Annotated in this window: 8 protein-coding genes; 5 read left to right on the top strand and 3 right to left on the bottom strand. The window is 47.4% G+C overall.

What is annotated here, in order from left to right:
* Window positions 1-19 precede the first annotated feature (19 nt).
* Window positions 20-316 (top strand): hypothetical protein, encoded by a 297-nt coding sequence (locus SGRA_RS03195; RefSeq protein ID WP_014373715.1) that lies wholly within the window; start codon window positions 20-22, stop codon window positions 314-316.
* Window positions 317-563: 247 nt separating this feature from the next.
* Entirely contained in the window at window positions 564-7,913 is a 7,350-nt protein-coding gene (locus SGRA_RS03190) for a T9SS type B sorting domain-containing protein (RefSeq protein ID WP_014373714.1), read from the top strand.
* A 481-nt stretch (window positions 7,914-8,394) separates the two neighbouring features.
* On the opposite strand, the gene SGRA_RS03185 is transcribed toward SGRA_RS03190, so the two are convergent.
* The gene (locus SGRA_RS03185) at window positions 8,395-8,904 is read right to left on the bottom strand and encodes a DinB family protein (protein WP_014373712.1); all 510 of its coding nucleotides are present in this window, start codon (window positions 8,902-8,904) and stop codon (window positions 8,395-8,397) included.
* 249 nt (window positions 8,905-9,153) lie between these two features.
* Here SGRA_RS03185 and SGRA_RS03175 point away from each other — a divergent pair, with 249 nt between their 5' ends.
* From SGRA_RS03175 to SGRA_RS03165, 3 genes are all read left to right on the top strand, one after another.
* A complete protein-coding gene (locus tag SGRA_RS03175) occupies window positions 9,154-9,741 on the top strand; it encodes an RNA polymerase sigma factor (protein ID WP_014373710.1) in 588 nt (195 codons plus the stop codon).
* Window positions 9,742-9,781: 40 nt separating this feature from the next.
* Window positions 9,782-11,038, top strand: a complete 1,257-nt coding sequence (locus tag SGRA_RS03170) for a hypothetical protein (protein ID WP_014373709.1) — start codon at window positions 9,782-9,784, stop codon at window positions 11,036-11,038.
* Between the two features lie 263 nt (window positions 11,039-11,301).
* A complete protein-coding gene (locus tag SGRA_RS03165) occupies window positions 11,302-12,891 on the top strand; it encodes a hypothetical protein (protein ID WP_014373708.1) in 1,590 nt (529 codons plus the stop codon).
* A gap of 454 nt (window positions 12,892-13,345) precedes the next feature.
* On the opposite strand, the gene SGRA_RS03160 is transcribed toward SGRA_RS03165, so the two are convergent.
* Both SGRA_RS03160 and SGRA_RS03150 read right to left on the bottom strand, forming a co-directional pair.
* Window positions 13,346-14,317, bottom strand: coding sequence for a hypothetical protein (locus SGRA_RS03160; RefSeq protein WP_148268253.1), 972 nt, complete (start codon window positions 14,315-14,317; stop codon window positions 13,346-13,348).
* Between the two features lie 757 nt (window positions 14,318-15,074).
* Window positions 15,075-15,842, bottom strand: coding sequence for an ABC transporter ATP-binding protein (locus SGRA_RS03150; RefSeq protein WP_014373706.1), 768 nt, complete (start codon window positions 15,840-15,842; stop codon window positions 15,075-15,077).
* Window positions 15,843-15,859: the final 17 nt, after the last annotated feature.

Below are 15,859 nucleotides of genomic sequence, written 5' to 3'. Positions count from 1 at the left end.
TCAATCAAACTACAGTTAAATGAAAAATATATTTGCTTCTGCCTTCGTCGTTTTAGCGCTTTTTATGGGGCATTCGGCTCAGGCTCAACAACAAACTGGCCCAAAAATTAGCACGAATGTTCGCCAACTGCCTACAAATGCAGAGGAAGTAAATCGCCTAGAAAAAGAACTGGCGCAGGCCAAACAAAATCCAGCCCGCATTGCCGACGGTACGGTGGCCAAATATGAGGCCGCCCTCGCTCGCCGCAAAAAAGCGCTAGCTCTAGAAAATGAAGAAAGAGCCCGCCTAGCCAAACAAAACAAGGCGACTAAATAGGAGATGCAGAAGGAGGAGGGGCTTCCCCCTCAGTTCCTTCGGGGTCGGGCTCTGTCGCAGCTCGCTGTTCGCTCGGCCCTTCAGCGCTAAAGCGCTTCGGTCTGGCCCTTCGGGCCACTGCTATCCATCCCTAAGCCTGCGGCCCCTTCGGGGCCTGTAGAACCGTATATTCCCCCCCACAAATCAAGCGCCTAGCGCTTTTTTTTATCGCTTAGAGGCTATAGCCTCTTAAATCAAGCTAAAATCTATGCTATCCTACCAGCAGATGACTCGATTTTTCCTTTTACCACTTTTGGCTCTGCTGCTTATGCCAGCAGCAGCCTCGGCTCAAGGCGCCACATGTGCAGCCTCAGAGCCCTTTTGTTCTGGCTCGGGGATTACCTTCCCTGCAGGGACCAACCAACCCGCCGCCCCAGCCGGCAATAACTACGGATGCCTAGGCTCTCAGCCTAACCCAGCCTGGTATTACCTACAAATTGATCAGCCCGGTAACCTAATTATTGATTTGGTCAATACGAACTCTGTAGATGTTGATTTTATCCTCTATGGACCATTTAACAACTTGGGTGTGGCCTTGGGCCAATGCGGCAACCTCGGTAATGGGGGGGCAGGAAGCGCTATTGAGTCCTGTAGCTACTCGGCCAACGCCTTTGAAACGGTAACTATTAACAATGCCGCCGCAGGAGATGTATACATTCTGTTGATTACCAACTTCTCAAATCAACCTACCCAAATTTCGGCAAACCAAACGGGGGGAACAGGATCTACGGATTGTAGTATCCTTTTGCCCTGTGCTCCTGTTCAGTTTAATGACCTGACGGCTAACAGTCCTTATGATTGTACGGGTAGTGCAGTGACATTAACTGCAGATCCCACTAGCGCATCTCCAGGCAATCTCGGAATTACCCCCGGCTTCTATTTTGATATCATTACCGACGCTTTTTCTGCTACGCAGAATATTTTGCGCGTATATGATGGACCCAATGCAACGGGGAATATCATTGCCTATTGGGGGCCTTCTAATACAGGGGGGAACTATCAAGGCCAATTGCCTAGCAATAGCCAGTTCCAAGCAACTATCGAGTACCTAGATCCAGCTACTTCTTATTCTATGGAGTGGTGCGATTTGGCCAGCAGCGGAACATTTATTAACGAAATCCGAATGTCAGGCTCCAATACAATTATCTCAAATACAGCCCTCAATGGTGGGGCCGGATGTACCATTATTAACTTAGGTACTCCCGAAGGTACGGGTACTTTTTCTGGACCAGGCGTAGTCGATAATGGAAATGGTACGGCTAGTTGGGACCCCGCTGCCGCTGGCGGTGGCGTGCACGCCATTAGCTACAATTGGGATAGTGGAGATGGCTGTGTAGGAACCGATATGCAAACCGTGATTGTCTGCTGCGATACAGGGGCCACCCTAATTACAGCCGCTCCCGATACGGTTTGTAATGGCGACTCAACTTATCTTTCTGCTAATTTACCAGGGGCTATAACAACGCCTTCTATATTTAGTAACCCGAATAGCGTAGGAATCAACTCTGGTGGCTATGTCCGCTCTGATATTACAGTGGCAGGCGTTTCGCCCCTCACCCTAACTAGCGGAAGTATCGACTCTGTTTGTGTGGATATTACCAACAACCCTACTTCTAATATTAACTTGACTTTAGTTTCTCCATCAGGAGATAGCATTGACCTATCTAGTGGTAATGGAGGAATTAACACGGGGGCTTATACCAATGTTTGTTTTTCTCCTACAGCAGCCACCTCTGTAACTGCTTATTCTGGACCATTTACAGTTATTCCCCCTAATGCGGATCTTAGTCCAGAAGAACCCTTCTCTAACCTCAACCTAGGAGCAAGTAATGGAACTTGGTCTTTGGCTGTATCGCATAATGCGTTGGGAGCTGCTGGAACAATTAACAACTGGTCTATTCATTTTGCGCCCTCATCGGCTAGTAATACCTACCTTTGGTCTGGCCCCAATTTGAGCTGTACGACCTGCGCCAACCCTGCAGCTGGACCAACAGTAAGCTCAGATTATAGTGTGACCTTAACGGATGCTGTGGGCTGTACCTATGTAGATTCTATTCGCATTGAGGTGGGTAACTCTCTTGCTGCTCCAACCTTAAGCTGTGGAAACACGACTGCTAATGATATTACATTTGATTGGGCCGCAGTGGCTTCGGCTACAGGTTATGAGGTCAGCCTAGACTCTGGCCTAACTTGGATCAGCCCAACAGGAACGCTTAGCCATACAGTAAATGGGCTGCCACCTAGCACTTCGGTGCATATTTATGTGCGCGCTTTGGGCGGTACAGGAATTTGCCCCAACCCTATTGATTCTATTACTTGTACAAGCCTAAGTTGTCCGCTTATTCTTACTGTAAATAACCAAACAGATGCAAGCTGTAACGGCTTTGCAGATGGTAGTGTAGGTTTTTCAGTAAGTAATGATATTGGAAGCTTGAGTTTCCAACAAACAGCACCAACTCTAGGTACTGTACAAGCTAGTCCGAGCTTTTCAGGACTAGCCGCTGGTACTTATACTTTTGAAGTTAATGATGCTAGTTTGGCTTGTGGCGTGAGTACTACCGTAACTATCGGAGAGCCTACAGCTTTGTCTACTACTTCAACGGGCCAAGATGTTAGCTGTAATACAGGCAACGATGGAGAAGCAACGACAACTCCACAAGGTGGAACCACTCCCTATAGCTATAGCTGGGATGATGGACTGAACCAAACAACAGCAACAGCAACAAATCTTATTGCTGGAACCTATAATGTAACAATTACAGACGCTAATAGCTGTAGTGTAACGGATCAGGTAGTCATTTCAGAGCCTACTGCGGTAAGCATTACAATGAGCAATACCGATGTTAATTGTTTTGCTGGTTCAGATGGATCTGCTTCTGCTGTAGTCACTGGTGGAGTTGCTCCTTATACTTATCTCTGGAGTGATCTCAATGCTCAGAATACACCCACAGCCAATAACTTGATGGCAGGAACTTATACAGTTAGTGTTACAGATGCTAATGCTTGTTTGTATACAAATTCTATTGTAGTGAATGAGCCTGCTGCAGCACTTTCTGCTAGCCTCAGCGCAGTAGATGCTGCTTGTTTTGGCCAAGCTAGTGGAAGTACCACCGTCACTGTTGCGGATGGTACTGCTCCTTATACCTATCTCTGGAATGATCCCAATGCTCAAACTACAGCTACAGCTACTAACTTAGCCGCTGCAACTTATACTGTAACGGTAACAGATGATAATGGCTGTCAGCTTATTGATAGCATTGTAGTGAGTAATGGAGTCGTGATTACTTCTACCGCAAGCGCTAGTATGGTTTCTTGCCAAGGTGGAAATGATGCTACGGCTACGATTACCCCAGCCAATGGATCTGCACCTTATACTTACCTTTGGGCCGATGGACAAACAACACAAACAGCTACTGGCTTAGCTGCTGGTCCTATTTGTGTGACGGTGACCGATGTGAATGGTTGTTTTCATGATACTTGTATTCAGATTACAGAGCCTACGGCGATCAGCGCCACCTTTATAGCGAATAGCATTAGTTGTTCTTATAATACAGATGGCGAACTTACTGTGAATGCTACTGGCGGAACCGCCGGCTATAGCTATAACTGGTCAAATGGCCAGACGACACAAACAGCTACTGGCTTGTCTGCACAACAGTATTATGTAACTGTAACTGATGCAAATGCATGTGTCTATATCGATAGCGCTCAGGTGAGCAGCCCCACTCCTTTACAACTTAGCGTGGCTACAGACTCTGTAAGTTGTCGCTTTGGTAATGATGGACAAGCAACGGCAACAGTGGCCGGAGGTACTGCTCCTTATGTATATAGCTGGTCGCCTAGTAATAGTGGTTTAGCTATTAACAATAACTTGACGGCTGGTACTTACCGCCTAACGGTAACCGATCTCAATGGCTGTACAATTACAGATAATGCTTTGATTGGGGAGCCTGCTACTGCAGTTCAAGTTAACTTTCTTGGATCAAATGATGCTGGTTGCTTTGGTGAAGAAGATGCTAATATTGATGCCGATGCTCAGGGTGGTACGCCTAACTATAGTTATGTTTGGTCCAATGGAGAACTTACTGAAGATCTTAGCAATGTAGGAGCTGGAACGTATACGCTTACGGCTACAGATAGCCGAGGTTGTTCTGCTAGTAATACAATTACTATTAGCCAACCTGCAGAAATTATTCTCAACGTTCAACAATACTCGAACTACAACGGCGCAGCAATTAGCTGCCCCGGCGCTGCAGATGGAGCGGCTCAGGTTACGGCTAGTGGTGGCATTGCCCCTTATACTTATGCCTGGTCTGGCGCCCAAGCTCAAAACGGTACAATTGCTAGCAACTTGGCGGCAGGGACTTATGCCGTAACGGTAACGGATGCTTCTGGCTGTACCGCTATTGATAGCATCAGCTTAGCCGATCCAGTACCTTTGGATGCGACGATCCAGCAAGTGAATGTATTCTGTGCTAATGATTGCGATGGCCAAATTATCGCTACTGCAGTATCTGGAACGGGTACTTTGGGCGTAAATGGCTATGAATACCGCATTTTGGGTCCTGGTCAAACAGGCAATGTGTTTAGCAGCAATAATAACTTTACGGGTCTCTGCGCAGGCACCTACACCGTAGAGGTCCGAGATGGAAACAACTGTGTATTGCCGATTTCGGTAACGATTACAGAGCCCACGGCCATTCAGTTGAGCCTAAGCGATACGGATGTATCTTGTGCAGGTGGAAGCGATGGAACGGCTAGTGTAAGCGCTAGCGGTGGAACGCCTCCTTATAACTACAACTGGGATAATGGTATGACGGGAGCCACAATTACGGGCCTAATGGCCGGTACTTATGAGGTGACGGTCACCGATGCCAATGGTTGTGATATGGTATCTACTACAGAAGTAGAAGAGCCCGCCGCCCTAACGGCTAGCATGAGCGCCAATGCACCTAGCTGTAACGGAAGTACAGATGGTAATGCTACGGTAAGCGTACAAGGTGGAACAACGCCTTATACTTACTTCTGGTCAGATGGCCAAGGAACGGCGACTGCAGTAGGGCTATCGGCAGGAACGCATAGCGTAACGATAACCGATGCCAATGCATGTCAGCTAGTAGAAAGCATCGTGATTGGCGAGCCTAGCTTGTTGACTACAACGATTAGCACCAATACAGCCGCCTGTGCTGGAGCGAATAGCGGTAGCGCTACAGCTGTTCCCACAGGAGGAACCGCCCCTTATACTTACCTTTGGTCGGATGGACAAACTACAGCCACCGCAATGAACCTAGCGCCAGGCGCTTACTCTGTGGTAGTAGTGGATAGCCAAGGTTGTTCTGTAACAGAACAAGTTTTGCTACAAAATCCAGATCCTGTAGTATTGAGCTTTGTATCGAGCAGTAACCCTAGCTGTAATGGCGATCAAGATGGAACGGCTACAGTAGTGGCTAGCGGAGGGACTGCCCCTTATACTTATCTCTGGCCCAATGGCGAGACCACAGCGATGGCAACAAGCCTAGGCGCTGGAGTAAATACAGTAACGGCAACAGATGCCAATGGCTGTAGCACGACCTTGGATGTCAATATGGTAGAACCTGCGGCCCTAGTCGTCGATACGATTCGGATGACGGCGGTGAACTGTAAAGGGGGAGCCGATGGAACGGCCACGGTCTTCTTGAGTGGCGGAACCCTACCATACAGCTTTGCTTGGTCCAACGGAATGACTGGCCAAAGTATTAGCGGTTTGGCCGCAGGTACTTATGTGGTCAGCGTAACGGATGCCAATGGTTGTGTGACCAACAGTCAGATTATAGTGAGTGAACCCGCTAGTGAGCTAGTGGCGACCCTAAATACTGCGGATGCGCTTTGCTTTGGTGGGGCCTCTGGTCAAATTACGGCCATTGTGAGTGGTGGAACGCCAAACAGCAATGGAGACTATACTTATGCTTGGTCGAATGGAGCGAGTACGGATGTAAATTCGAACTTGACAGTAGGCAGCTATAGTGTGACGATTACAGATGCGAATGGCTGTTTTGTGGTCCGTTCGGCAACAGTAAATGAAAGCTCAGGAATCAGTAGCCAAATAGTGAATGTAACAGATGCAAGCTGTACAGGCAGCGCAGATGGAAGCGCTCAGGTGATGGCTTCTGGTGGAACAGGAACTCTAAGCTATCAGTGGTCAGATCCTTTGGGTCAGACGACGAATGTAGCGACTGGCCTTTCTGCAGGCACTTATTATGTGAGTGTAACCGACCTTAATGGCTGTACGCAGGTAGATACGGCAGTAGTAGACGAGGCCTTGGCCTTGAGCATTACGGTAGCGATTGATGATGTAGATTGCTATGGGGCTTCTACGGGTTCGATTAGCATTACGAACTCGAATGAGCCTTTGCAGGCGAGTTACTGGAGCAATGGAGTTGTGGGCACAAGCATTACGGCTGTAGCTGCTGGCCAATATGGCGTGGTGGTCCAATCGATTAGTGGCTGTGTGGATAGCTTTAGCTACCAAGTGGCTCAGCCTGCGGAACTAGAGTTGAGCTTGAACCAAGTTCGAGCGGTAGATTGCTACAACAACAGTACAGGAGCATTGGGCTCTACAGTAGCTGGTGGAACTTCGCCTTATAGTTATCTATGGTCCAATGGGGCGCTAACGCCTAGTTTGGATAGCATAGCGGCAGGCAACTATACGCTTAATGTGGAAGATGCCAACGGATGTAAGGTAGATACGAGTATTAGCTTGGCGAATCCGACGGAAGTAGGTATTGGCAACCTCAATATTACAGGCGTGGCCTGTGTAGGCGATGCGAACGGAAGCATTCAGTTGGATGGAACGGGCGGATCGACTTTGTTGGGCGGCTATACTTATAGTCTAGATAGCTTGACGTTCCAGGGCGGTAACCTTTTTGTGGGCTTGGAAGCGGGGATTTATCCTTTGTATGTCCAAGATAACAATGGTTGTCTCTTTGATACTTTGGTGACGGTAGAAGCGGCAGATCCCTTCTTTATCACGAGCTTTGGTCCGGCCTTAGATTCGGGCGAGGTGGAGTATGTGCTAGAGTATGGCGATACCTTGACGCTTTTTGCGGACTTGAATGATACGACTGCAGCTAGTTGGTGGTGGACCGAGATTAACTCTGGAGCATTGCTGGATAGTAGTCTAATGATGGATATTACGCCTTATGAGTCGGGCATTTATCAGTTTACGGCCATGAATGCTTCTGGCTGTATGCAGGATAGCTCGATTGTGGTGAAGATGGAGAAGCCTAGAAATGCCGCTGCACCTACGGCCTTTACGCCGAATAATGACGGGAATAATGACCGCTTCTTTATTCAGGGCGATGAGAAGGTAGAACAGATTTTGGTGTTTAGAGTGTATGACCGCTGGGGCGAGTTGGTGTATGAAGGTGTAGACCTTGATCCTAATGATCCTTTGCAGGGTTGGGATGGTAGCTTTAAGGGCAAGCCAATGAATTCTGGGGCTTATGCTTGGTATGCTGAGGTACTTTATATTGATGGAGAGACGGCAATTATTAACGGGGCGGTGAATTTGCTTCGTTAATCTAATGACGCCATAGATTTTAGGGCTGTCGGGTTTTCCGACAGCCCTTTTTTTATGGGGGATGCGCCCCGGAGGGGGGCATCGTAATGCTGGGCGCTTTGGCCTCCAAGGCCAAAGGAGCCCAGCCCCCAGGCGGGGGCGGCGCAGGGGAGGACTAGGCCTGAAATGGAATATATTGAGGGGTAGATTAGCTCAGGTGCAGAGAATGTTGTGGCCGCCGCCAGCCGCCGGCCGGGCGCGCTTGGCGCGAGCCTGCGAAGCTTGAAGGCGCGAAGCGTCTTGTAGCTGAGCAGTAGGGGAGGATTGGCCTAGGTGCCTGCAGGGGTGGCCGCAGGCCAGACCCAAGCCCGCAGGGCTGCAGGGCCGAGCAGGCTTGCGAGCCCCGCAAGGGCCCGGCCGCCGAAGGCGGCAGGCCCCAAAAAAAAGTCCTCCAACTAGTAAGCAACCATTGGAGGACATAATATGGAAGAGCCTAGACCTACTAACTTTGTCGTTGTTGGTGGCGGTAAGTAGAGGGCGCTAAGCCAAAAGTTTCGGCTAATTCGATATTGGGGTAGGCATACTTGAGGCTAATTTTAAAAATAGCCATATGGTGGATAGCGTGTTCTACATTAAAGGCAATTTCGCGGTGTAGAGAGCTTTGGATAGGGCTTTTTTCCTGTTCCTCTTTAGCGAGGCTATGGTCGACTAATAGTTGGAGGCTTTGTTCTTGGGGCTCTGTTTGTAGCCAAGCGAGAATGCCATCGATAGCAAGGCTAGCGGCCTGAGTAGAGGTTTCGATTTCTGTTTTGCGTTGGCGCAAATCGTAGCAGATGCTACCTTCTGGAGTTTGCTCTTCTAGACATTGGAAGAACTCGATAATATGGCGGCTATGTTGGCCTACAGAAGCATTGATTAGGCTATTTGGGCTAGCAAACTGCTCGTCGCTAAGTTGTTCGATAGCAGTTTGTAGGTCTTCTAGAATATATTGGGCGGTGGTGATAATAGACATAAAATGCAAATTTATGTTGGAGAATGAAATTCGGACATAAAGGTCGGTTTTTTTTATTACTTATTATAACAGACGAATAAAAACAACTAGGCTAGGCATTTGGCTTTTGTTCTTGCTTTGAGGGGCGGCTACAGAGGCAAAAGAAAGCCAACCTATAGAAGAATGACAAAAATAATAGTAATTTTGATTAGGGGAGACACCTAAATTTTGGATAGTTGCATCTATAGGAGAGAAAGAAAACATCATCTTATGCCAGCAGCTCGTAGTTATTCTGTACATCAAAGCACCAAAACTGTGACCGAAGAGGAACTCATTGAAGGATGTCGTGCGGGGAATCGCCTTGCACAGGAGCGGGTTTACCAGCGTTACTCTGCCAAAATGTTTGGTTTGAGTAGACGCTATGTAAAGACCACTGAAAATGCGGAGGAGGTTTTAGTGCAGGCCTTTTGTAAGGTTTTTAGAAAGATAGATAAGTACGCTGGCAAGGGGAGCTTTGAGGGCTGGATTCGCAGAATTGTGGTCAATGAGGCCTTAATGTTTTTGCGTAAAAAGTATCGCTTTAGCGAGCATGTGGAAATCACGGAAGTGCCTGCCAAGGCGGTACAGATTAGCGTAGAGGACGAGCTTTCGGCCAGAGAAATTCTGGCCTTATTGGAGCAGTTGCCTACGGGCTATAGAACGGTGTTTAATCTTTATGTGGTAGAGGGTTATAAGCATCGAGAGATTGCAGAAATGTTGGGGATTAGTATCAATACCTCAAAATCGCAATTGATTTTAGCCAAGAAGAAGATGCGTACTTTAGTGGAAGCGGCCCGGCAAATCCGGGGCACAGAATAGAATCATCCCATTATTAACATCTTATTATACACACTAAATTATGAGTCGAGAGGATTACATCTCTAAGCTCTTTCGGGAGAATGCCGACAAGCTAGACGAACAGCCTAGCCAGGATCTCTGGTCTCGCATTAGCGGGGAATTGGATCGGCCTGAGGGCAGTAGTACTCAGGAGGACTTGCCCCGCTTTGAGCAAATTTCTCCAAAATCTGCCGCTCGGCCTAGAGGGGCTATGCTCAAGTTTGCGCCTTATTTTGCAGCAGCATCTATTGTGGCTGCTATCTTACTGGCCAGCCCGCTCTTCTTTGAGCAAGAAGCAGCTCCAAAGATGGCCGAACCCTCTGAGCGAGGGCTGTTAGCCGAAGCAATTAAGGAAGAGGCCGAAAGTGAGGCCCTTCCCTTGAATGCCAAAGAACAAGAGGCCCAATTTGAAGCACAAGAAAAAGAACAGGCCGAGAAGATTTTACAGGCAGCACAAGAAAAAGCTCCTCAGCCATTGGCAGAGGAAGACCTTAATGAACTGACCAAATTAAAGGAGCAGCCAACCGATGAACTTGTGGTCTTAACCCCAGATGTAGAACTGCAAGAAGAGGCCCCCCTATTGGTCCAAGAAGAGGCCGTAATCGCTTCAGATTACCCCCTGCCTAAGATGAGCCCAGTTGTTCAGAGGAATTATGCCAAAACTCCAGCCGCCGACCCTAGCCTAGCCCCCCAAATAGAGGCTTTGCAAGAGCAAAATAGGGTTAAGGCCGAGCCAAAACAATTAGAAAAGGAAAATAAAAGAGGCCTTCGTAGAAAACAAGCTAAGGGCCGCTCTAGAAAAAAAGCCCAAAAGCATAAAATTCACCCTCGTATTCAACTCTTTGAATGGCTGCTAGGAGAGTATGAAGACCAAACCCCAGAGGCCGGTACCTCTATAGAACGCTGGCGATTACTCAATCCTAATGTAATAGAAGGAATTGCCGTCTTGAAAAAAGGAGATGACAAAATCTTTGAAGAACGTATGCGCATCTTTTATGATGAAGGCCTAAGACAGGTGTTTTTAGACCTCCCCCTAGATGATAGCCGCTTGCCCGCCCGCTATATGCTTAGCCAGTTCGATACCGAACGAATTATCTTTGAACAGAACGATAAGGCCGAGCTACCCAATAAAATTATTTTACAGCCTTCCCTACAAGGATATACCCTAATTATCTTGCAGGAGCGAGGATTTTTAAAGTCGGGACAGCAACAGTACTTACAGCATCGAAATCGGCTCTCTAATGTGCGGGCTATTCGAGATTTAAAGTTGAAAGAATAAAGCGAAGCCTAGATTCCATGTTTGGAGTCTAGGCTTTTTTTATGCCCGATAAGTATTATTCCTAGGTGTTATCCTTAAAATACCTCTAGAGGGAAAACACTCATCTTCATCTGATCACAACTTAAGGTTTCCTAGCGTTTTTCGGTTAGCGCTTTTGTCTCAGGTTTGTTCACATAGAATTAAATTTAGAAACCTATATACTAAGGGATATAGCTGTATTTTCATCACCTTAATCACCAACACTTATAAAGAATATCTACATTATGAACATCAATCGATTCTTAATTTTATGTTACAGTATTTTGCTCTTCTCGGCTAGTAGTTATGCACAATACCAAACCGTTCAGGATGGCAATTGGTCAGATCCTAGTACTTGGCTTAATGGCCAAGTTCCTCCAGCTTATGGAAGCCCTTTGGTTAGCATTACTCATACCGTTACTTTAGATCAAAATTATTCTGCTGAGGATTGGGAGTTATATATTTCCCCTACGGGTAATCTGAGTCAAGCTTCGGGCAATTGTTATAACTTTGGAGCTTATGGTAGCAATGCACAAATTACGAATGAGGGCATTTTAAATATTGGTGTTTTAAATCATCCTGGGGAAATTTACAATCATGGGCAGTTCTCGGCGAGTTATATAAATATCTATGGTTCTAGTGCACCTTTGTTTTATAATACCGGAAGTACAAATTTTTACTCTGGCAGCTTTTCCAATACGAGTGTTGTCCGGAACTATGGACAGTTTACTAATGTTCCATCACTTCCTTGCAGTGGGCAATCTTATGGAGTAAATTTTAGTGGAGATTATTTTTACAACTATGGGCAGGTAGATATTAGTACAGCTCAATTCAATTCCGTCTTTTTGCAGAATGCGATAGGCGGAACTTTTTTTGTATCTGGTTTAATAGATTTCAATAATTCTACAGTCATCCAAGAAGGTAGTCTAATCGCTCAGGGAAACTTGCAACTAAATTCTGGTCGCATCAGCAATTATGGCCATTTAGAGACTGCTGCTCGTTTGGCAATAAACAATAGTGCAAGCTTTTTAGAAAACTTTGGCTGCGATTGTCATCCAGGTTCTCAAGGAGAGATTTATAGTAGTTACTTAGACATTCCCGGTACCATTGATAACTCTGGCCGCATTTTCGTCCAAAATGATGTACAAGCCTACGGAGCCTTATACTCTAGTAGCTGCGGCTATTTGCAAGCCAATAACCTCTATAGTTATAATCGCTTAGATGGAGAAATGGTTATTTGTGCCTCATTAACCTGCTATAGTTGTAGCTCTGATGGCAGCCCTGTCTTTAGTTGTCCCGCAGATAATAGCTGTAATACTGTTCTGCTTGCTCAAGATTGGCTGACCAACTTTGAGCTGCATGAAAAGCAACTGAGCTGGAATTTTTGGCCCGATAGCAGTGCGCAGTCACTCGAATTGCAGTCTAGCCCCAACGGAATGGAGCAGTGGAGTACGCTAGCCCATTTCCCGCTCAAGGAAGAGCGTCAAACTTATGAAGATAACCGCCAACTGATCGCTGACCGTTACTATCGTCTTGTACTTAAGAAACAAACAGGTCTACAGCTTTACTCTAAACTACTACAAAGCAGTCCGGCCACTGAATTCCAAACTAAGCTTTATCCGCAACCCGCCAAAGAAGAGGCTTTTATCTTTTGCCCCGCCCAATCAGCTCCTTTACGCCTTTTTAACCTGATGGGGCAAGAGCTTGCTCTTTCCTACGAACTCATTGAAGAGGGCGCAAAGGGCAATCGCTATCGTCTGAACCTCCAATCCTTAGCCGCAGGCCAATATATTCTACAAACGCCCTATGGCGCCCAAATGCTGATTAAGCAGTAGGTTTTGGGGCCTGCCGCCTTCGGCGGCCGGGCCCTTTCAGGGCTCGCAGGCCTGCTCGGCCCTGCGGGCTCATTTCATTTCGCCCTAGGTCTGCCGCTGCGCGGCACCCTTGCAGGCCCCTAGGCCAATCCGCCCAACTGCTCAGCTACAAGCCGCTTCGCGCCTTCAAGCTTCGCAGGCTCGCGCCAAGCGCGCCCGGCCGGCGGCTGGCGGCAGCCACTCCCTCCACACTTTTCGCCTATATTCCCCCTCAATATATTCCATTTCAGGCAATTCCCCCCCCTTCGCCGCCCCCGCCTGGGGGCCGGGCTCCTTTGGCCCTAACAGGCCAAAGCGCCCCGCATAGCATTCGCCCCTCCGGGGCTCATCCCCTAAAAAAATAAAAGTCCTCCAACAACCAAAATGGTCGTGGAGGACTCCTTATTTGTCCTTAACTAAAATGCCTTAGCCTACTCTAAGCCGAAGGATACTGCTCTAGCACGACCTCCGCCAAAAATTCCGTCGAATTCTCCACAATCAGCAAGCGATGACCAGCCGGAACAATAATACTCATCGACTCATCCAACTGCAAATGATGCACCGTCTGTGCCGAATCAGCCGCCTGAGCCAAGGTATAAGCCGTAATGACAGCAGCCCCCGTATTCGTCAATACCAAACGCTGGTCCATCTCCAACTCCCCCTCCCAAACACGCTCTCGACTATTGGGCGCCAAACTTAGCGACAAATTACTAAGGGCCTCTTCTACCAACTTCGCACCGCCTGTAGAACGCAAATACTGCATCTCATAAAGCTCCTCCACAACCCCTAATGATTTATTATAAATCTGAAGCAATCCCGCAAATACATAGTGTAGGGCATCCGCCAAATCGGCCCGAAGTCGCTCCAGCTCTCCTCCATTCCCACTTTCCTCCTCTTCAATCCCTTGCTGGGCCCCTCGCGCATCCCGAATCTGCTGGGCAAACAAACGGACGTCCTGCTCCAAGCTGCTTAGCGTCGAAAAACGCTGCAAACTATCCGCCAAAACAAAAACAGCATCAATCCGCATCTCATAGGCCCCCGTCTGAAAAGGTGCCCGACCACGAGGCAACAAAATCTGATACTCAATGCTCGTAATAGGGTGCTGTACCTGTATCGAAACATCCCAAGTCCGTATCAAACTACTAGAAAGCTCCGCCAATAGCCGCTCTATCGTTAAGGTGTTCATCCGATAGTTACGCGTATCCAATTGCCGCTTCCGATAATAAGCAATATAGGCATCATAATAGGGAACCAAATATTGCAACAAAGGATCAATCCGAGGCTCACGCAATGCCCGTCTACGCAAACGATCTATATGATCAGTAGACAACAAGTACATCAGCTTGAAGTTCTTTTTTGTCCTGTTGTTAAAGGTGTTTTGTAAATAAATCCAAACAGCTTCGTTCATTTGTTTAGTTTTTATAATTACGTAAATGTTTGTAACGTTATAAATATGAGGCTAAAAATTTGAAAAGTCAAGGCAAATACCAAAAAAGTTACAACTTTTTTGGTATTTGCCTTTTTGGAGCCTTTGATATATAACTAAAAGTTGTTCTTTTAGTTACTCATCTATATTCAGTTTTATTTGATTTTGTTGTATAGAGAGAGACGGCCACGGAGTCAATCTAACGGAGCAATACGGTCCCGTGGCGGCCACGGAGCCAATCCAACGGAACAATACGGTTCCGTGGCGGCCACGGAGCCAATCCAACGGAGCAATACGGTCCCGTGGCGGCCACGGAGCCAATCCAACGGAACAATACGGTTCCGTGGCGGCCACGGAGTCAATCCAACGGAACAATACGGTTCCGTGGCGGCCACGGAGTCAATCCAACGGAACAATACGGTCCCGTGGCGGCCACGGAGCCAATCCAACGGAACAATACGGTTCCGTGGCGGCCACGGAGTCAATCCAACGGAACAATACGGTCCCGTGGCGGCCACGGAGCTAATCCAACGGAACAATACGGTTCCGTGGCGGCCACGGAGCCAATCCAACGGAACAATACGGTTCCGTGGCGGCCACGGAGGCTTATGGACATCTCAGATTGACTCCGTGGCCACAGTTGCATTTCCTTTATTTCCCCAATAGTCAGCCCCAAAAACAAAAAATGCTGCCCCTTATCCATAAAGGGCAGCATTTACTATATAATATAGTATAAGGTCTAATGACCATTTTTTAGGGCCGCATCTCGAAGGCGTTGCAAGAAAGGCGAAGCAAAAATAAAGTCCTGCAAGAGTTCATTATCGCTGCTCATAACCTCGCCGCAATTGCCCACCCAGGCCAACTCGCCAAAATAGAGGAGGTTGATCTTATCGCCAATCTCCATAACCGAGTTCATATCGTGGGTGTTAATCACCGTCGTCATCTGGTTTTCTACCGTAATCTGATGAATCAACTCATCAATGCGCATAGAGGTAGTAGGATCTAGGCCCGAGTTAGGCTCATCGCAAAAGAGGTACTTGGGCTTCAGGATAATGGCTCGGGCAATCCCTACCCGTTTTTGCATCCCCCCACTAATCTCTGAAGGGTACTTATCATTGGCCCCGCCTAGCTCTACTCTTTCTAGGGTCTCATCTACACGCATGCGTTTTTCTTTGGCCGTCAATCGGGTAAACATATCTAAGGGGAAACGGACATTTTGCTCTACCGTCATAGAGTCAAAAAGGGCCGAACCCTGAAAAAGCATCCCCATTTCGGTCCGTATGGCTTTGCGTTGTTTGTTACTTAGCTGAGTAAAGTTGGTATTGCCATACCAAATATGGCCAGAAGTCGGCTGTAATAGCCCCACCAAAATCTTGAGCATTACGGTTTTACCCGCCCCACTTTTTCCAATAATGAGGTTGGTTTTGCCTTCCTCAAAAACGGTGGTAATCCCTTTGAGGACTTCTTGCTGACCAAACTGTTTCTTAATATTTTCTACGCGAATCATAGCGGAATTGGACTAAT

Source organism: Saprospira grandis str. Lewin (assembly GCF_000250635.1).
GTDB classification, from domain to species: Bacteria; Bacteroidota; Bacteroidia; order Chitinophagales; family Saprospiraceae; genus Saprospira; species Saprospira grandis.
Note: the sequence above shows the minus strand (reverse complement) of the source record. Positions and strands in the feature narration are given on the sequence as shown.